Origin of the sequence: Paenibacillus sp. FSL K6-0108, from assembly GCF_045040695.1 — a bacterium.
Classification (GTDB): Bacteria; Bacillota; Bacilli; order Paenibacillales; family Paenibacillaceae; genus Paenibacillus; species Paenibacillus pabuli_B.
In genome coordinates, this window is sequence record NZ_CP150288.1 from 3,984,428 (window position 1) to 4,003,191 (window position 18,764).

At 45.6% G+C, this 18,764-nt stretch carries 14 protein-coding genes; 2 read left to right on the forward strand and 12 right to left on the reverse strand.

The features are described from left to right. Positions 1-102: 102 nt before the first annotated feature. The 7 genes from MHB49_RS17960 to MHB49_RS17990 form a co-directional block, all read right to left on the reverse strand. Positions 103-2,754 carry a glycosylhydrolase-like jelly roll fold domain-containing protein gene (locus tag MHB49_RS17960; protein WP_405152406.1) on the reverse strand — a complete coding sequence of 884 codons (2,652 nt, stop codon included), beginning with the start codon at positions 2,752-2,754 and terminating at the stop codon, positions 103-105. Between the two features lie 116 nt (positions 2,755-2,870). After that, positions 2,871-4,442: an ABC transporter substrate-binding protein gene (locus MHB49_RS17965; protein ID WP_405152407.1), complete on the reverse strand. Its 1,572-nt coding sequence runs from the start codon at positions 4,440-4,442 to the stop codon at positions 2,871-2,873. A 62-nt stretch (positions 4,443-4,504) separates the two neighbouring features. Continuing rightward, positions 4,505-5,374 (reverse strand): carbohydrate ABC transporter permease, encoded by an 870-nt coding sequence (locus tag MHB49_RS17970; protein WP_405152408.1) that lies wholly within the window; start codon positions 5,372-5,374, stop codon positions 4,505-4,507. Positions 5,375-5,376: 2 nt separating this feature from the next. Continuing rightward, positions 5,377-6,282: an ABC transporter permease gene (locus MHB49_RS17975; RefSeq protein ID WP_405152409.1), complete on the reverse strand. Its 906-nt coding sequence runs from the start codon at positions 6,280-6,282 to the stop codon at positions 5,377-5,379. Positions 6,283-6,432: 150 nt separating this feature from the next. Then, positions 6,433-8,016, reverse strand: coding sequence for a helix-turn-helix domain-containing protein (locus MHB49_RS17980; protein ID WP_405152410.1), 1,584 nt, complete (start codon positions 8,014-8,016; stop codon positions 6,433-6,435). Further along, complete coding sequence (locus tag MHB49_RS17985) at positions 7,994-9,844, reverse strand: sensor histidine kinase (RefSeq protein WP_405152411.1); 1,851 nt, start codon at positions 9,842-9,844, stop codon at positions 7,994-7,996. Before MHB49_RS17985 ends, MHB49_RS17980 begins: the two co-directional genes overlap by 23 nt. A 672-nt stretch (positions 9,845-10,516) precedes the next feature. Further along, a complete protein-coding gene (locus tag MHB49_RS17990) occupies positions 10,517-11,455 on the reverse strand; it encodes a VanZ family protein (RefSeq protein ID WP_405152412.1) in 939 nt (312 codons plus the stop codon). 219 nt (positions 11,456-11,674) lie between these two features. On the opposite strand from MHB49_RS17990, the gene MHB49_RS17995 reads away from it, so the two are divergent. Next, positions 11,675-11,974, forward strand: a complete 300-nt coding sequence (locus tag MHB49_RS17995; protein ID WP_405152413.1) for an AraC family transcriptional regulator N-terminal domain-containing protein — start codon at positions 11,675-11,677, stop codon at positions 11,972-11,974. A 155-nt stretch (positions 11,975-12,129) separates the two neighbouring features. On the opposite strand, the gene MHB49_RS18000 is transcribed toward MHB49_RS17995, so the two are convergent. From MHB49_RS18000 to MHB49_RS18020, 5 genes are all read right to left on the reverse strand, one after another. Then, positions 12,130-12,477, reverse strand: coding sequence for a winged helix-turn-helix transcriptional regulator (locus MHB49_RS18000; RefSeq protein WP_405152414.1), 348 nt, complete (start codon positions 12,475-12,477; stop codon positions 12,130-12,132). A gap of 160 nt (positions 12,478-12,637) precedes the next feature. Next, positions 12,638-13,384 carry an SDR family NAD(P)-dependent oxidoreductase gene (locus MHB49_RS18005; protein ID WP_058711000.1) on the reverse strand — a complete coding sequence of 249 codons (747 nt, stop codon included), beginning with the start codon at positions 13,382-13,384 and terminating at the stop codon, positions 12,638-12,640. Positions 13,385-13,559: 175 nt separating this feature from the next. Then, positions 13,560-13,835 (reverse strand): HAD hydrolase-like protein, encoded by a 276-nt coding sequence (locus MHB49_RS18010; protein ID WP_405152415.1) that lies wholly within the window; start codon positions 13,833-13,835, stop codon positions 13,560-13,562. A 107-nt stretch (positions 13,836-13,942) separates the two neighbouring features. Then, complete coding sequence (locus MHB49_RS18015; RefSeq protein ID WP_405152416.1) at positions 13,943-15,343, reverse strand: amidohydrolase family protein; 1,401 nt, start codon at positions 15,341-15,343, stop codon at positions 13,943-13,945. A 1,247-nt stretch (positions 15,344-16,590) separates the two neighbouring features. Then, positions 16,591-17,442: a helix-turn-helix domain-containing protein gene (locus MHB49_RS18020; protein ID WP_405152417.1), complete on the reverse strand. Its 852-nt coding sequence runs from the start codon at positions 17,440-17,442 to the stop codon at positions 16,591-16,593. A 118-nt stretch (positions 17,443-17,560) separates the two neighbouring features. On the opposite strand from MHB49_RS18020, the gene MHB49_RS18025 reads away from it, so the two are divergent. Next, entirely contained in the window at positions 17,561-18,730 is a 1,170-nt protein-coding gene (locus MHB49_RS18025; RefSeq protein ID WP_405152418.1) for an epoxide hydrolase family protein, read from the forward strand. Positions 18,731-18,764: the final 34 nt, after the last annotated feature.

Genomic DNA, 18,764 nt, shown 5'->3' on the forward strand with positions numbered 1-18,764 from the left:
TTGGCTTATACAAATTGTCTTTTGATTTAGAAGGCACTGTTTTTCCTGAAATAAATTCTCTTAAGGAAATAGAATCATCTCTAAAATCGTTCAGTATTTTTTTTATACATTACTGCTTATCCAGACTGGACCCATAAGTCCGCTTGGCTCCTGCTGGGCAAAAGAGGACAAAAAATCTTGCTGATCTTTTACTAGCGTATTCGTTACTTCAATAGTGAGCATATTTAATCCCTTCTTCAATTGTTCGCCCAATTCGAAGCGATAAGGCGGACAAATTCGTACGCCTACATGTTCTTCGTTCAACCATACTTCTGCGGTTTCATACACCTTACCCAGTTCCAATAGAGCCTGATTTACGGTGTCATCCCATTCAAATTGTGTTTCATAACGAAATGTTCCAGAAAAATGCGGAAGATAACCGGGCGAGCTCATATTGGTTAACGTACTTAAGTGGCCCCACTCCACAAAATGAGGATACTGTTCAGCGTCCGCCGTTGACACCGTCCACTTAGCTTGTAGATCAATGGTCTGGTTGAACTCCATATCCACTGGACCAATCGCATAACTATCCAAGTTATCTCCATGAAGCAAAACGATGGATTCATAAGGATACAACGTCAACGGCACCGACTTCGGATGTGTATCTGACGCAGTCAAGTGGTTCAAGCGATTTCGGAAAGCATCATAGGCATAGATCTCTCCTTGTACAGGTAAAACAACCTTTGTACGTATCGTGTCATGCGGACTCTCATTGAAGAACATAAACACATCCAAATCAGGATGAACATAGTGGTAATGCCGCAGATAAGATTCATGCGAATGCAATTGAATATCGAAATACCCATTGCTCATCAGATACTGAGACAACTTGTTCAGCGCTACCTTCTTAACGTTCATATGATTCGCAAGACATGATAGCTCACCAGCAACTTCAATGCTTTCGCTGGAACGCGTGGGCAGTCTGTCAACAAAATAAATGGCCAGACCCTGTTCCGCAAACAGAACCAAACGCTGCAGCAGCGCAGCAGGAAGCGCATCCGCATAAGGCAGGATCAGGCATGCATAATCTTCTTGATGCACATGCAGTCTGCCATCCATCACACTCACTCCGTCCAGAAGAACATCGATCGGAAGAATATCGCAGTCAATCTGATGCTGCATCAATTCTTTGACGGGCTCCTGAAAATACATGGCTTCCCCTGACCACTCGGCTTCAGCGTGATACACAACACCTGCAGTCGCTACGTGCCTTCCACCTGAAATCAGGTGGCTAATTCGGTTCATATATTGATTTAGATGTTTGTAGTATCGATACTGCGGATTTTTACCGCCTGCATACATATGCGGTGGGCAATCCGGATCCAGGAAGGGTTTCTGTGTAAAAGCATGCGGGACGAAGTAGTTAACTCCGCGCACCAGCATATGGTCGGTAAGCCACTTCATCAGCTTCAAGCCTTCTGTCCAGCCATAGGCTCCATACAATTCGCACATCGTCCGGCCATGTTTTTTCGGATCAATGTGCCCGAGCGATACCGCCAGCTTTGCCAGGCCATAGTGGAAGAACAGACTGTCCGTCTCCCCTGACGTGGTGCGGAAACTCAATTGGTCAAAGCCGGGCACGATCTGCCATAACACCACATCAAGACCCGACATATCCTGTCCCCAGAGCGAGCGGAAGAAGTGACCCGCACCGGGACCAAGCCTGGCATGAACATTGTTGTCTTCGAGAACATGTCCGATATACTCAACTCCGCGAGCTCGGCACCAAGCCCCGATTTGATTGCAGAAGTTGTCTGCGTAGAGCTTGCTAACGATATTCATATAAGTGTACCGCACAGTATCAGATCGCTCTCCCCCATTCTGCCAGAGAAGATAAAGATCCTTACGATAGTCCTCACCGAGGGCATGCTCCAGCAAAAAAGGCATTTCAAGGCTCCACGGAAGCGACACCCCTGGTTTGCCGGGTCTTGAATTGAAATCGAAGGTGATCGGGTCATTATAGAATCCAGGTTCGTCCGAAAAGAAGCCCGCAAAGGTTTTACCAAAATCCCCCTGATATCGTTCATAGACCTTCTCATAAACCGTATCGATTAGAATCCGTACCGAAGCCTTATCCAGCGGGTTCAGGTAATCTTCCTGCGCCTTGCTGCCGCCCTCCTTATTGGCAGAAATTATAAATACGCGCCAGTATCCTTCGGGGATGTCCCAATACAGAATACCGTCCCGCACATGTTCAGTGATGTCGATGCAGTCGCTCAGTAATGTTCCATTGGACGGATCACGGCGGACTGCAACGGCGGAAACCAGTTGGTTTTTCCCTTTTGCATGATGACGATCCGATATTGTAGGCCGAAGCCCAGTCATCAGCAATGTATCCAGCAAAAAAGAGGCATCTTTTGCAGGACCGAGGGTATCAATATAACGCTCACCCAGAAACAAGCGGTGAAGCTCTTCAGGAGCTTCCTGTATTTTGCCTGCCGCATGTCCCGTAGGAAAATGATCGTCATCCAGCAGCCATACCTTCATCCCACGCTTACGGGCTTCATCCATAATAATGTCCATGTCTGTCCACCATTTCGGTCCTAGAAAATCAGGATGCGGCCGAGCTTCAACACACACAGCACCGATGCCTGCCTCATCCACACGGGCCATCTCTTCCCGGATCACCTGCTCCTCCTCCCCATGCTGCCACAGAAATGGGAGGATATAATTATGTTCCTCACCCTTGAGCACATCCATTAACCGATTTGTCATGATTCCCTCCTGGTCCGGCTTCTATTTCAATCCGTAGATTCGTACTCTGCATGGCAGATCCATATTAAAATTCGCCCGCCTTCAACAGAATGCGGGCGAATATCTTCGTTAATCCATTATTTCTGGACCTTGGCGTACCACTCTCTTGCGCGTTTGGTCACTTCTTCCCCGCCTGATGCATTCCATTTATCTACAAACTCATCAAACTTGCTGATCGGGTACTGTCCCAGAATGATTTTCGTGGCGTATTCCACGTATAGCGTTCGATTATTAATATCAGGGAAGCTGTCGTACACACTGGCTGGCATACCGTCACCGGCAATGACTTTCGCGTATTTCTGGGCTTCCTGCATATTACGGGTCACCTGGTCGATCGCCCATTGACTATCTTCTGATGAAGTACTGTTAAAGAGGTCTATCGTAAAATCAAGTGTCGCCAAAGTCGAATAGGGATTCAAAAGTTGATTTTCCTGGCTGCTCTTGTCATCGGGAAGTTTAACGGCTTTGCCGTCTTTCATCTCATAGTGCATGCCTTCCACGCCCAGAAACAGATCCTTCCAGTTCTTTTTATCATACATATTGTTCAGCAGCTTCAGGGTGGCCATCAGCTTGTTCTCATCCTTGTTGTTCTTGATAACCCACTGCGGAGGTGCAAATCTCTTCATTGTGTAGAAACCTTCATATCCTTCGACTTCCGGTACAGGGAGCACGGTAAAGTTAGCCTTTACGCCTGTGTTCTTCTCCAGGTTCTCCAAAATCAAATTGCCATGCTCGACCCAGTGAAAATAGTTCCCTACTTTGTCAGATTGAATTTTGCCATCCCACTTATCCTTCGTGTTCAGAAGTGACTCCTTGTCGATTAAGCCTTCCTTATACAGCTTAGCCGCGAATTCCAGAGCTGCCCTCATATTCGGAGTCACTGCGGAATAAGTCAGCTCGCCGTCGTATATATCCCACTCCGGATAGCCTTCAAACATCGCTACCCCGTACATGGCAAAAAGATGGTCCATCCACCGGGCCTGCTCCCTGCCACCGGTAGGAAGCTCATCCTTCTGGCCGTTGCCGTTAGGATCCTTATCCCGAAATGCTTCGAGCACCTTAACATATTCATCCTGAGTCTTCGGCATCGTCAGACCCAGTTGATCGAGCCAATCCTGGCGGATCATGCCCGCGTATCTTCCGTATTCCACAACCCCAGGAATGTAGTAGATTCTTCCTTGTCCTGTAGGATCGTTCGCCTTGACTACATCCCACATCTCCTGCGGGATGGCTTCCCATACATTTGGCGCATATTTAGGCAGCAGGTCGGTCAGGTCGGCAATGGCACCATTTTTAGCCAAGCTGTCTTCAATGCCCTGCTGAGGGATGAACAAGTCAGGCATTTCATTGGCAGCAATTTTCAGATTCAGTTGGTTCAGATAGTTGGTGCCTCCGTTCCATTCCACATACGGATGAATTACACCCACACCAAGCTTTTCCTTATAAAACTCATACAACTGGCTGCCCTTGGTAATCGGTTTATAACCGATGTTCGTTCCCCAAACTTCGATATCGACTGTTCCATCCTCATTGGCCGAAGTCTGGCCAGCAGCGGCGGAATCACCCGTAGAGCCTGAATTACAGCCGGTGATCGTGCTTATCGCCAGAACACCTGCAGCCATCATTAAACCCATCTTTTTCAGAATCATAGCTAATCCCCTTTCAATCATGGTTATTCTTGTAGATTCTTCTGTTCATTGATAAAACGAGATCAGCCCTTCACAGAGCCAAGCATGGCTCCTTTGACAAAATACTTTTGCAGGAAGGGATACACAATGATGATTGGAATGATTGCAAAAATGACGGTTGCTGCTCTCAATGTCCGCTCATTGTAATTAAGGTCCACCGTTGAAGCTGCGCCTGCCATCATAACGCTATCGTCGGTAATAAACTGCCTGATCTTGATCTGCAGCGGAAACCAGTTGGTATCCTGCAGAAAAAATAACGGATGCTGAAACTGATTCCACAACACCACACCATAAAATAAGGCAAGGGTTGCCATTACAGCTTTGGACAAGGGAAGAACGAAATGGAACAGCATTCGGAAATACCCACAGCCTTCAAGAAAGGCGGCTTCCTCCAGCTCTTTGGGAAATTGTCTGAAGAAGGTTCTCATGATGATCAAATTAAAAGGATTCAGAATATGCGGCAAGATCAGGACCAGTGGATTATCATAGAGTCCAATACTGCGGACCGTAAGGAAATAAGGAACGATCGGCGCTTTGAAGATCATTGCAATCACAACGCAAACCATAATTATGGAGCCCCATCGGAACTCTGACTTCGACAGTGGATACGCGAACAAGGCCGTCATCAGTAGAGCCAGTACCGTTCCAATCACGGTCGTACCTACTGTCAGAAAGAAGGACCTCCACAGATCCGGACGATTAATGATGTATTTCCATGAATCTAGCGTAAATTCCTTTGGCCACAGTGTCACCAGGTTCATGTCCACGACGCTTTTGGAACTGAATGAGGTGGAAATTACAGACAATAACGGAATTATGGCCGCAATGGAAAACAGGATGAGAAAAATGGTAACCCCGGTAACAAATGCTCGCTCTCTTTTCGCTTCAACCATTTTTACCAAAGCCCCCCATCCGACACTTTTTTGGATAGTTTATTAAATACAAATACCAGGATAAATCCATTTACCGATTGAAATAACCCGACCGCTGTCGCGAAACTATACTGCCCTTGCTGAATACCGGTCCGGAACACGTACGTATCCAAAATATCTCCCACACTGTACGTCATTGGCGTGAGCATATTAAATACCTGATCGAAACCGAGATCTAGAAAGTTTCCAATTTCGAGCAGGAAAAGCACAAGCACGGTTGGTAAGAGCAGCGGGAACGTGATATGGCGAATCTGCCTTAGTTTTGATGCACCATCAATCATTGCTGATTCGTAGAGCTGTGGGTCAATCGCGCTAATTGCTGCCATATACACCACAGTTCCCCACCCGGCGTCTCTCCAGATGGACGAGATGGCATAGATGGGTCTGAAATAGTCACTCTCCTGCATGGCCAGCACAGGATCCAGACCAAACCACCCGATAACGATATTGAACAATCCGCTTAAAGAAAAGAAATCGAACAAAATTCCGCCCACGATAACCCATGATAAAAAATGAGGGATATACAGTGCCGTTTGAATTCCTTTTTTTAACGCCGATTTGCGAATCTCGTTAATCATCAGAGCCAGCAATACAGGCACCGGAAAAACCAACACAAGTTTCAAAAATCCGAGCATTAGCGTATTTCCAAATACCCTCGCAAAATCGGGATGTTCGATTAAGGTCTTAAAATGTTTGAGTCCTACCCACGGACTGTCTCCGAACCCTTGAAATACCGAGTAATCCTTGAAAGCAATGATTGCACCGCCCAGCGGGACAAATTTAAACACAATGAGAAAAACGATACCCGGAATAGCCATCACGTATAGTGGCCAATATACTTTCATTCGATGAAACGCAAATGCCCTCAACTTATCCCCCCCCAGTATTCTCTGATGAATCCGCTTACAAGGTAACTATACAGCCAGAATAATCCTCACTCAATTAGGCATTTTTAAGTTAAAACAAGTGATTTTTAAGAAAACGAATGCCACTTCGTTATGAAGTGGCATCCTTGATTTTTATTGTTTTGCAAGACTTTTCCGATAATCCCTTGGCTTGAATCCGGTCCATTTTTCGAACATGCGTGCAAAATGCTGCGCATCCGAATAGCCTACCTTATGACAGATTTCATACACCTTCAAATCTGTCTGTTCAAGCAATTCCTTCGCTTTGATGATCCGTATGCGGGTCAAAAAATTCAAATATGTTTCACCTGTTTTTTGTTTGAAATATTGGCTTAGGTAATACGGGTTCATATAAAAGCGAGCAGCTAATTCGGCCAGGCTGATGGGTTCATCATAATGGTCTGTGACATATTCCTTGATCTCTGAGATCATGTCCTTTTTCTTGGGAGTACGTTGTTCCAGCAAAAATCCAATGATTCCACCAATGACCTCCACCATCCACTGTTCCAGAGACGCTAACGTCTTAAACCGTGAAATACCCTCCAAAGATAACAGCTGTCGACTTAACAACCTGTTCTGCTGCAGCTGCTGAAAAGATACTTTCCGAATGCTCAGTAAAAGGATGTTCAAGCATTGCAGCTGGAGATCTGCCGGATTGAAACCTGGTTTAGCTTCTATTTTTCTAAAGATTCGATGGATCATATCCACGCTTTCCCGTTCATTCAGGTTGTCGATGGCAGCCTCCAGGTCCGCGATCATCTCCTCTGTAACCAGCTCGCTTTTGCCTGTCAGATTCATGATCTGGGTAAACGAAATAATGGGCTCTGCGCCCTTGATCACTTGATAGCTGAGGGCATTTCTCGCCTCTTCAAAGGATTGGCTAATACCACTAGGCCGATTCTGAACGCTGCCGATGCCAATCACGCTGGAGACGTTCAGTTGTCTGAGCAGAACCTCATGAAGGCGCTGTGCCGTGTTAACCATATCTTTGCTCTCCATAGCTGCATCGTGCATCACGATTACTGCAATTTGTGCACCTGTATAGCGGAAACGATACACACTACCGTAGTGTCTGAAGACCAGATCAATTTGCCTAAATACAGGATCAAAACCGAGCTCTTTCAGACCATCTGCCTTGCTGCGGATTTCAATCAAGATACAAGCAAATTGTGCTTCCTTCTCAGGCATGCATCTGATTCTTTGCAGCTCCTCTACAATTTCGGTATAATCGCTACCCATATCCAGAATATCTCGCAATCCATCTTCCTGCATGCGGTGATATGATGCCATTTTTAATGCTTCCATTTCCTGGACTTTGCTTCGCTCTATGCGAATTGTGTCCATAACCTGACACACACAGTCACGCAATTCCTGTTCTTCAACCGGCTTATTGATGTAAAAATTCACACCAAGCTGCATGCCTTTCCGGGCATATTCAAAGTCCGCATATCCGCTTAGCAATATGAATTTGCTCTGAATGTCGACCTCTTTGAGCATTTGAATCATTTCCAGTCCTCCAGCCTGCGGCATTCGAATATCGGTAATAACGATGTCCGGCTGCCATTTTTGAATCATCTCGAAGCCTTCACGTCCATTATAAGCTGTTCCAACCACTTCACATTCCGGAATATAGCGATCTATCATTTTTTTGAGTCCTACCAAAATCCCTTTTTCGTCATCTACCAAAATCAGTTTCATTTCCCTCACCTTCCTTTTTCGCATCGAAACTTATGTGCTCAGGCTTGCCTATGCCGGGAATCCGAATTTCGATGGTCGTGCCATTCTCGATACCAGATAGCACCTTAATGTAATATGAATCTCCATAATGGAGCTTAATTCGTTCTGCAATATTGGTCAGTCCCAGACCGTTCTCTCCAAGGTCATCTTGGTTTCCAAGGCTGTATCTGTTTGAAGTTGCCTGTTCCAGCAGCGAATTCAGTTCCGTCCATTTCTCCGACGACATTCCGCTTCCGTTGTCTGAAATTCGGATCAGAATCTCTCCGTTTTCCGTCCAGCTCCCCTCGATTTCGATACACAATGCCTGGCTGTAACCTGCAAAACCATGATTGATGCTATTTTCTACAATAGGCTGAAATACCAACGGAATGATGCTGCACTCCAGCATTTCATTCGGCATGTTGACGGACAATGTGAACATATCATCGAATCGGATGTTTTGAAGCTGTAGATAGTTGCCTGTGTACTCGAGTTCATGCTTAATCGAATGATGCCTTCCTTCTTTCCCAAGGGTTAACCGGAACATTCGAGCCAGAATTTTAATCATTCCTGCCGTATCCTCGTCATCTTTTACCAATGCCTTCATCCGAATCGATTCCAAGGTATTGTACAACATATGGGGGTTAATCTGATGTTGAAGGGCGAGGAACTTGGCTTGCCGCTGCTTGATTTCTGCCACGTATACCTCTTCTATTAACGTTTTGATCGTGATAATCATTTTGTTGTAGCTGTATACCAGACTTCCAATTTCATCACTGGTCTGTTCTTTCTCTATGGGAAGATATTGACCTACCTCTGCCTGTTTCATGCTTCTTCGAAGTGCCTTGATGGGTCTGGTAATTGTATAACTGAGCCACAGCGAGATCAGAAAAATAATCAGGCAACTTGTCATGATCACGATCATAGTCAGCCCTTTCATCTGATTGATTTTCTGCAGCAATTTGGAGCGGGGAATCTCGGTTTTGATAAGTAATTCCCCTTGGGCCGTGTGTTCCGATAAAATAATCCGATCTTCATGTGCACGGTCTCCCGTAAGATCGAATTCGGAATGGAGTACCTGCTCCCATGTGATCCGGCCACTGGCGGCTTCGGAATGATAAACAATCTCTCTACGATTATTGCTTATAATCACGCTAATGCCATATTTATCACGAGCTTGCAGAAACTCATGCTCAAGCTGAAGCAGCGTAAAGGGATCGAGATCGATTAGAAGCATCCCGGCGTATGCTCCTTTCGAATTAAACAGTACTCTTCCCACCGTCACAACGGCTCCTGCGCCCTTATCCTCGTAATAGGAACGATCGTGCAGACCGCTAATAAAAAAGGTCTGATCCGAATTGCGGAGCTGATTGTACCAATCCTGGGATAATAGTCTGCTCTCATCAACTCTGCTGGTCGTAGTTGTGTATTGGTACACGCTGTTATCGCGGCTGACCAGCATTACGGTGCCAATTTCGGATTTGAGCAATGACACCCTCATGAGAAGCTGCTGTACGGCCACCCGCTGATTTACCTCCTCGTTCATGGGTATACTTGACCCTTCTCCGAGCCTGTAGATCAATTCGTTTTCGACCAATACTGACTTCGTAATCTTGTCATATTCCTTGATAAATTCATTCAAAGAGGACTTGATCTGGGATGTATACAAGGAGGCAAATTCCTGTGAGGATTCTTCCAGCCCTTTGGCTGACTGATGAAAAATGAATGCGCTTACAATTAATAGCGGAATGATACAGGCCAGAAGATAGCTCAACATCAATTTGTTTTGAAACCTCAACTTTTTTATCATGGGCATCCCTTCCTTTGGTGCTCATCTTATCTTTTAAAATCTATAGTCCGTCCATAATTGCGTTAACTTTAACGCCCCTACCCCTATCTTGTAAAGGGATTTTTGCTAACTTCAAGTATAGTTTACAGCAGAATGGGTCTTTGGATCATTCTCAAAATGTACTGTCTTAAAAACGACTATGTAATTCCTTAAAAACAACCTGTTGATAGCGAAATGGGCAGCTCCTTTTAAGGGGAGCTGCCTTAACTGTAGTTTACTCTCACACGAGTCTTTGGTAGGTTAGGCAAGCATTTGTCACTTTACCTATTTATTTTACGGGACAGCTTGGAGAATCTATTGGCATGTTTGGTCTTTATCTAGCTGTTTTGTACTTTTTCAACGTGTGGGGAACATGTTCTTGTCCTCAACTGCAAGTTTCATTACAATATTACGCTTCTTCAATACTAACCGCTGGTATTTAAACCTTTGCGTATTCTCTCCATGTTTAGATATTCATCTAATCGGCAATAGCATCGATTACAAGTCCTGTCCCTCTACATTTCCGGTTATCTTGATTACACAAAAAAATCGCCCCTTCTGAAAAATCCCGATCTCAAAAGCACAAAAAAACGCTTGAAAACCAAGCGCGAGGTGTAATTCATGATAAAATGGGGGCGAAGTCCCTTTAAGCACTCAGTTCCAGAAATACTGCATCCGCGTATACCCGACATCCCATGCTTTCATGTCGCCCTTCATCGTGATCTTCAGCTCATCCCCCGGCTCAAGCGGGATTTTGAATAGCGACGGAAATAGATCGGGATTACTCCGCTGATCTTCTCCAGAGCCGGTCAATATTTCATTGCCATCCCGAGTAACACTGATACTACCGGAATAATCCGTTGGTTCGGGGCATCCGTAATCGAAGGAGAAAATCGTCTGCCCCTCAGACTTGTACGTGAACGTTCTGGAATCTCCGCCTTCAGCGCCATATAGGTTATAGCGAAGCGGTACCTTCTGTCCGTTGATTAGGATGCTGTCCGGCTTGTCTCCAGCGGATGAATGGCCCGAAGTATCCGTCCATTCATTGATCGCCACAAACGGGCCCTCTACTTTTGTTGTTATTTTGTCTACCGCCCCCCCTAATCCCCATAAAGCTATAAAAAGAACCATACCCGATATAGCCGTTGCCACCAGATTGCGCCCGAGGCTCCGGTAACGGAAACCAAGCTTGTACGCCCCAAAACCGAGGGCTGCTCCAATCGAATTCTGAAGAGCGTCGTTGATATCGAAGCTGCCCAGGAATGTAAGGGCCTGGATCGTTTCCAGCACAAGAATCGCGATGAAGAATAAGGTGATGAACCGGACGAAGCTGATCCGGTACAGCCATGGAATCAATATACCGAAAGGAATAAACGCAATAGTGTTCCCGAAACCCACCATACTCATGAGGCTGGGATGCAGAAGATCAGATGGAGACGGTAACTTAAGGAAGTTCTCGGGCATGAAAATAAAGGTATATTGGGAAATGTAATCCGAAGCCTCTCCTCTGCCGAAAGCGAAGAACATAAAATAAAGAACAAGCAATATGTACAATACGGTTACAGTTAGTAAAATCTTGCGTTGTTTGACCACGGTTAACTCCTCCACTCTATTTTTCCATCTAACACTATACCTTACTTACCCGTTTCATGCACCCCTTAGCTTGATTAGAATCGCCAACAGGTGGTGAGATGACGCCGCCTTGTGGTGTCCCTACATCGGAGCGCCTTACGTTTCCTTCTTCCATGACTCCCACACACTTGCGGTAATAGTTTGTATACTATCAGCACCATTACAGCCGAATAAGAAAGAATGTGCATCGTAACCGATTCACAGCTGAAAGCGTCAAATCAGAGCAAAGGGCTGTTAGATGAGGAAAGATCCCGACTGGCCCGAATGATCTTGGCCCTTGTCCCTTATGACGGCGCTTTTAACCAGCGCATTCCCGGATTGCTGATCAGCCGCTTTTCTCGGATCGATTCCGACACGGTAAATGATTTCAATTCCCCTTTCCTATTATTTGCAGTGCAAGGGGCAAAGGTCATTATGGTTGGTCAGCAAGTATACACCTTGGACAAATCAGAAATGCAGCTGTATCTACTCATTATTTAGGTCTCTGTCTAATCGGAAATGGGAACAAGTTCGTGTCCATTTCGGCAATCGGTACAAGTTCTTGTCCTTGGCTCGGGACAAGAACTTGTACCGATAAAACAAAAAGTCGCTAAAATAGCGACTTCAAATGGGACTATGCTCTTGTCCCCCGACAGTTAATCCAGATACAAAATCTCAATCTCGCCCGGAACGAAGGATTGCTCTGCGTAATTCCCCCCCCAAGCACAAAGCGATCTCAAAATGGGTTCAAGTGATTGACCCAGTTCCGTCGTTGAATATTCCACCTTAGGCGGTACCTGATTGTACATCTTTCTACGAATTAATCCGTCTGTTTCCAGTTCCCGAAGAGTTTGAATCAGCATCTTTTGCGATATATTATGAACGAGTCGCTTAAGCTCTCCCGTCCGTTTAGGTCCTTTTATTAAATAGTACAGAACAAGCCCCTTCCACTTTCCTCCGATAACCTCAAGTGTAACTTCCAGTTCACAGAAAAATGTTTTCATATCAATGCGCCATCTCCCGACTAAGAATATCCCCTTCATGTATCGCTTGATCCTTCAAGGATCACTGAAGGAAAAATTGAACGTTACATGGAGGGGAGAATACAATCGCATTTAAGTTGATTTAAAAATCTTTGTCGTTTGAAAATTTATTATGTCCTGGTTAAACTTGAGCTACTCCGCCATCTACGAATAATTCAACGCCGTTCATATAGCTGCTTTCATTAGAGGCTAGGAACATGACAGCATTGGAGATCTCTTCAACCTGCCCCACTCTGCCGAGCGGAATATCATTTTTTGCCTGTTCCAGGAAATGATCTAGTTCAGAGCCAAATAACTCATCGTACGCCGGCGTTACGATTGTTCCCGGACTAAGGATGTTTATACGAATTTCGGTCCCTCTCATATCAAGAATCCAGCTGCGAACGAGCTGTCTGATCGCTGCCTTGGATGCACCATAGATACTAAACGCTGGCATCCCCGTCGAGCCAGCAGTGGATCCCGTTAGAATAATCGAACCTCTTTTATTTGGAAACAAAGCTAATGCCTTTTGTACTGTAAAGATGGTTCCTTTCACGTTGACATCGAAAGTCTTGTAGTATTGTGCTTCTGTAATTTCTCCTAATGGAAGCAATGACCCTAGTCCGGCATTTGCAAAGAGAATGTCCAAGTGTCCCTTTTCTCGCTTAACTGTTTCGAATAATATATCTAGATCTTCCGATTTAGATATGTCACCTCGGACACCTGTAACATTTTTTCCGATCTGCTTTACTGCTTCATCCAGTTCACGTTGTCTGCGTCCCGTGATAAAAACGTAAGCCCCTTCTTTTACGAACTGTTGTGCCGACGCGAGACCGATGCCGCTTGTACCTCCGGTAACAACTGCTACCTTCCCGTCAAATTTCCCCATTCTATTACACTCCTTTTATAATGATTTATATGGTATAGGATGCTCTGTCTGCCTCATGAACCTCCTATGAACGATAGTATGGGGGAAAAGTTACAAGAAAAACAGTACCCACTTTTTTGTGATATAGTCACCAAAAAGTGATAATTGAGGCGGCACAAGCGTTTGTTTTTGCAGCCTAACAGATGGAAGTGAGCTCTATTAAGTTTGAGATTGTATATGTGCTTTTAATTTCTGCTGGACTTATTTGTCCGATTCTGTTGACCCAACAGGTGTCCATGCCTGACTGACGACCACCTTTGATATCCGTATTTAATGAAACACCAATGACAAGCGCATCCTTTCTATTAAATTCTGAAATATGACTTATGACGTAATTGAAAAATTCTTCCTTCGGTTTTTGATAACCAATGCTTTGCGAATCAAAGATAACCATTGTAATAATCCCAAACATCTGAATGATTTGAAAACTTAGCAAGTAGCATCCAAAATGCGTTTGAATAATATAGTTGCACAATATTAATGATTATGAAGAATTACTTTATTAGAAAATCACCCAAATCATTCCTGTTTATCTTTTGTATCGGCAACCTGTATCACGGGATATGTTTTAACCGACTGGTCTAAAGTCTGCTTCTCCATTAGTTTCCCGTCCAAAACAACCGCGGATATGCTTGTCGTGTTTCGAATGTCCTCAAGCGGGTTCTTGTCAAGCAGCACGAGATCGGCGAGTTTTCCTTCTTCTACAGCCCCTAACTCCTGCTCTCTATCCAAATATCGTGCAGGATTCAGCGTTGCTGTCTGCAAGGCCTGCAGCGGAGTAAGGCCGCCGCTTTTCACTAACATTTCGAGTTCATCGTGCAAGGAAACACCGTATATAAAGTTAGTCATTTCGTAGCTGGAATCGGTGCCTGCAAGCATCGGCACGCTGGCATCGTTCAACTTTTTGACCATGCCTGGCGTTGTGGAATTGATGGCCGTCATTAATTCCGTTTGTTCAGGAGGCGTTGCGCGAATCACTTCAGCCCAGTACTCCTGTACAACAGTTGGTACATATTTGGACCGCGAGTCGATTTCGGTTTTTGCCATATTAAAATAGGTAACCATGGTCGGGACAGGCCAGACTTCCTTTTCTTTGAAAGTACGAAACAACTCGTTGGCCTTCTCAGAATCATAATGTTGAGAGGCCTCAATCTCTGCCAGCGAATAACCGATCAAATCGCTCATGTCCGCATTCTTGAAAAGTTCGTCTTCGATGCTCGAAGTGGCAATAAACAACCCGTGGAGATGTTCTATGCTCTTGAATCCCAGTTGAGCAGCTTCGCTAGCCCGCACCTTTACTGGCAAATGACCGACTACCGGTAAATTGAACTTTTTGGTTTCGTCCATGACTGCCAGAAATACAGAACGTGGCAACCAGGAGTATACTTTGATATGACTTGCGCCTTTTTCCGCATTAAGACGTACGGCTTCGCGCCCTTCTTCCTCTGTTTTTAGGTATACCATATGAGGAGCTTCATCAGCCGGACCTCCATTTAATGTAAGACCCGCATAGACAAGACGCGGAGCGGACATACCGGCTTGAATACTCGTGTTCCACTGATCGACGTTTGTGAGCGCCGCCCCCATCTCCCTAACTCCAGTCACTCCGTTAGCCAGAAAGAGTGGGAAAGCATTTTTATAATTTTCTTCCAGATGAACGTGCATGTCCCACAAGCCAGGAATGACATACTGTCCTTTAGCATCCCTTACCTGTGCGGAATCGGGGATTTCCACGCCCTCGCTGTTTCCAATGTGACTGATCTTATTTTCCGTAATGATAATCGTCTGATCATTGACTAACTTGCCGGATCTTACGTCCACGATCGTCGCATGCTGAATCGCCAGCGTCTGCTTAGAATCAGGCTCCTTATTTGTATAATTAGGGTCTGTGCATCCTGTTAACAGAATTAAAAATGTCATGAATCCTAATAGTGACTTCCCTAAATAACGCCTTTTCTTCATCAAGCTCATCTTTATCCTCCTAGTAGTTATGAATCATTGTGGGTATAATTTAATTGTAAAGAATAAATCTTGCCTTTTTATTAATGAATCCTTACAAAAAACTTACGCTAGAATGGGTGAAAGAATTTTATTCAATTGTAGGCGCTTTGAATTAAAATTTGAGTTCTGGAAAATGTTAAGTCCGATTGTATACAACGTTCCTCTCTGCCTTTCGTCTTGCTTCTGAACGCGACAATCTCAATGAAACGACCGCTGTTGCGGCGGCTATTGCCACTCCTATCGCTCCGATCCAGCTAATAGATATGAGGGAGATCTGCTCTACAACAATTCCACCTATGCCAGCGCCTGCAGCAATAAAGACCCACCACCCTCCCTTAGATAATCATCTAATCGGCAATGGGATCATGTTCTTGTCCTTGGCTCGGGACAAGAACTTGTACGATAACATAAAAAAGCCGCTATAATAGCGACTTGAATTGGAACAATGTTCTTGTCCCTCGACCGTTCCCTACCCTTTGTGGTGTGTACGATATCATCGATTGAATTTCTCCTTTAGCACTATCATGCTGATAAAGACATTCGCATTTATTAAGTATCGATTCATTTTTACTTAAATGATAATACTCAATGCTGCTGGAAGAACTGCTGTAATCAAAATTGTACTTGAATGTAACACTGGAGTTCTTCTCATCTGACAATTTACCGTGTTCCCGCCTTAAACCAGTCTTATACAGCTTCGCTTGTGACGTCGTTCGATCCACTCTATCTTCAAACAAAGTTAATGGATACAAACTGTCGTCAGAGAGTTGTGATAGTGAATTATGCAGGTGACTAATCGGCGTACCTATCCAATTTTTCAATAAAGAGTTTTCTTGGGAGCCACGGCAACTTCATGAGTTAACGATGTAGGCTGTGGTAAAGTCATCTGGCGACTGAATGAAAAAGTTTTTTCCCCATTAGTTTCTGGAGCTCCTACTGACACAAGTTGGCTCTGCCACAACTAATTCGAGCAATACAACCTCAATACTTCTATGATTCGATAAAGGCTGTTCCTGAACGCTTTTCCATGGCTTACTGATTTCAGCGCACCTCAAAGCGTAGATTCTACTTTAGGTGGGTAGAGTAACCCTAGAATCGAACAACAGCAGACATGGTCGAAAAAAATAGAGCTATGTCTGGGCACCGGGAATCCTAAGGACATTCGTCTATAAAGCCCCTGCCAGCTTGCGGGAGGTCAGCCGATAGGTGGTCGGTGACATCTCCAGCTTGGCCGTAAACTGTTTGATGAAATAAGTATCATACTCAAACCCCGTGGCACGCGCAATTTCTATCAGGCTCATATCGGTATGGGTCAGAAGGTCACGCGAAACCTTTAACCGATAGGCAATCAGGTAACCCATCGCTGTATTTCCGCACCTTTCCTGAAACCGTTTATTCAGCGATACACGGTTCAGATGGGCGCAATCCGTTAGTTCCTGCAAGGTAATCTTCCGCGAGTAATGCGTATGGATGTAATCCAGCACGGCATCGACGGGCGAGTGCTCCCTCTGCTGATTCAATTCCTCGAGCAGGCCTAAAATCTGGATCAGGTATCTTTTGATCCTGCACACCCAAAGGGAGTCGCTTTGTGCTTGAACCTCCGTGCCCAGCACAAAAAACCATTCAAATAGCAGCGGATAAGCCGTTTCGGTTATACGGGGGACACCATAACAGCCCTGCTCTCGTTCAAATAGGGAAAGGCCTGTATGAATCCTTGGCACTGCCGGAAACGACTTGGTTTCAGAAAGAACAGTCGAGTTCAAAAACTCCAGATGAAAGCTGAAAGATTGGGCAGCAATGCTGCATTTTCCCGTTACCTCCACCTTGTCCCCGTCTGCTAGACAAAGAATGCCGGGGGCGCTTATCGATACAGGTCGCTCGTTGAGAGTACCTTTAAGGCTTCCAGACGTAATAAAAATAAGCGTAAGCCGCTCAGGATAAGGCAGTTCCGTAAAATTCTCCACTGGAGCAAATTCTATGTTTACGGTCCGGTTTTTGTATCGGTCTATTTGAGGCATCTTCGTCATCCACCTATCAAATCGTATAGTTAAATGCTTCATTTATAACAGTGTAGCACGCTAGCCCGAAGGATATAATGGCGTTGTGGATCCACTGAATAAAAGGAGGAGCAGCGCTATGGCTGTTGAACGATTTCACATTCATGTCTCTGATCAAGTCCTTGATGACCTGCAAGACAGGCTGCACCGTGTCCGCTATCCCGATCAGCTGGAGAACGCCAATTCCAATTGGGAACGGGGGACGAATCTGCAGGCTTTAAAATCGCTCATCTCGTATTGGAAGGACCATTATGACTGGCGCGCCCAGGAATCGGTCCTGAACCGGCTGTCCCAGTACCGCTGTCAAATCGACGGAATCGATGTACATTTCGTTCATGAACGCGGGAAAGGTCTCGCACCTTTGCCTTTAATTCTCACCCACGGGTGGCCGGACAGCTATCTGCGTTATCAAAAAATCATCCCACTGCTGACCGATCCGGCCAGCTATGGAGGAGACCCGGCGGATGCTTTTGATGTCATCGTCCCTTCGTTACCCGGCTTCGGTTTCTCCGGCCGTCCCGGGCATGCCGGCGTAAACAATTTTCGCGTCGCCGAAATGTGGGCTAAACTCATGACGGAGGAATTAGGTTATGACCGGTTTGGTGCCGCCGGCGGCGATATCGGCTCCGGCGTAACCCGCTATCTGGCTTCCAGCCACCCCGGACAGTTAGTTGGCATACACCTGACGGATATCGGCATCATCCGGGATCTTATGGTTGCGCCGGAGCCGGACAAACTTTCCGAAGAAGAACGCCAATACAGGAAAAACGCCGCAGAATGGATAGCCAAAGAAGGCGGTTATATGTCGCTGCAGACGACACGTCCGCAGACGCTCGCTTACGGCCTTTCCGATTCTCCGGCAGGCTTAGCTGCCTGGCTAATGGAGAAATTCCGGGCCTGGAGCGATTGCAGCGGCGACCTCCTGAGCACGTATAGTTTGGATGAACTGATTACCCATATTATGATTTATTGGGTTACCAACACGGCAGGTTCATCAGCCCGGATGTATTATGAAAATGCAAATACATTGCCGCCGCTGGCCAGTATAGAAGTCCCGACGGGTCTGGCTTTGTTCCCGGCAGATATTCTGCTGCCTCCCAAGGCTTGGGCTTCCCGCAGCCTGAATATTACCCGCTGGACTCCGATGCCCCGCGGAGGCCATTTTACCGCCTTGGAAGAACCCGAGGCGTTGGCCGAGGATATCCGCGCCTTTTTCCGGCCTCTAAGGAACAAGAAGATTCGTCCGTGACAAAATGTATCATTGTTAGATACCGAAGTAAGGT

Coding starts and splice junctions, on each gene's coding strand:
- MHB49_RS18000 (WP_405152414.1), bottom strand. CDS start 12,477: ATGAAAACATTTTTCTGTGAACTGGAAGTTACACTTGAGGTTATCGGA.
- MHB49_RS18005 (WP_058711000.1), bottom strand. CDS start 13,384: ATGGGGAAATTTGACGGGAAGGTAGCAGTTGTTACCGGAGGTACAAGC.
- MHB49_RS18020 (WP_405152417.1), bottom strand. CDS start 17,442: ATGCCTCAAATAGACCGATACAAAAACCGGACCGTAAACATAGAATTT.
- MHB49_RS17995 (WP_405152413.1), top strand. CDS start 11,675: ATGTGCATCGTAACCGATTCACAGCTGAAAGCGTCAAATCAGAGCAAA.
- MHB49_RS17980 (WP_405152410.1), bottom strand. CDS start 8,016: ATGAAACTGATTTTGGTAGATGACGAAAAAGGGATTTTGGTAGGACTC.
- MHB49_RS17960 (WP_405152406.1), bottom strand. CDS start 2,754: ATGACAAATCGGTTAATGGATGTGCTCAAGGGTGAGGAACATAATTAT.
- MHB49_RS17970 (WP_405152408.1), bottom strand. CDS start 5,374: ATGGTTGAAGCGAAAAGAGAGCGAGCATTTGTTACCGGGGTTACCATT.
- MHB49_RS18025 (WP_405152418.1), top strand. CDS start 17,561: ATGGCTGTTGAACGATTTCACATTCATGTCTCTGATCAAGTCCTTGAT.
- MHB49_RS17985 (WP_405152411.1), bottom strand. CDS start 9,844: ATGATAAAAAAGTTGAGGTTTCAAAACAAATTGATGTTGAGCTATCTT.
- MHB49_RS18010 (WP_405152415.1), bottom strand. CDS start 13,835: ATGTTTGGGATTATTACAATGGTTATCTTTGATTCGCAAAGCATTGGT.
- MHB49_RS18015 (WP_405152416.1), bottom strand. CDS start 15,343: ATGACATTTTTAATTCTGTTAACAGGATGCACAGACCCTAATTATACA.
- MHB49_RS17965 (WP_405152407.1), bottom strand. CDS start 4,442: ATGATTCTGAAAAAGATGGGTTTAATGATGGCTGCAGGTGTTCTGGCG.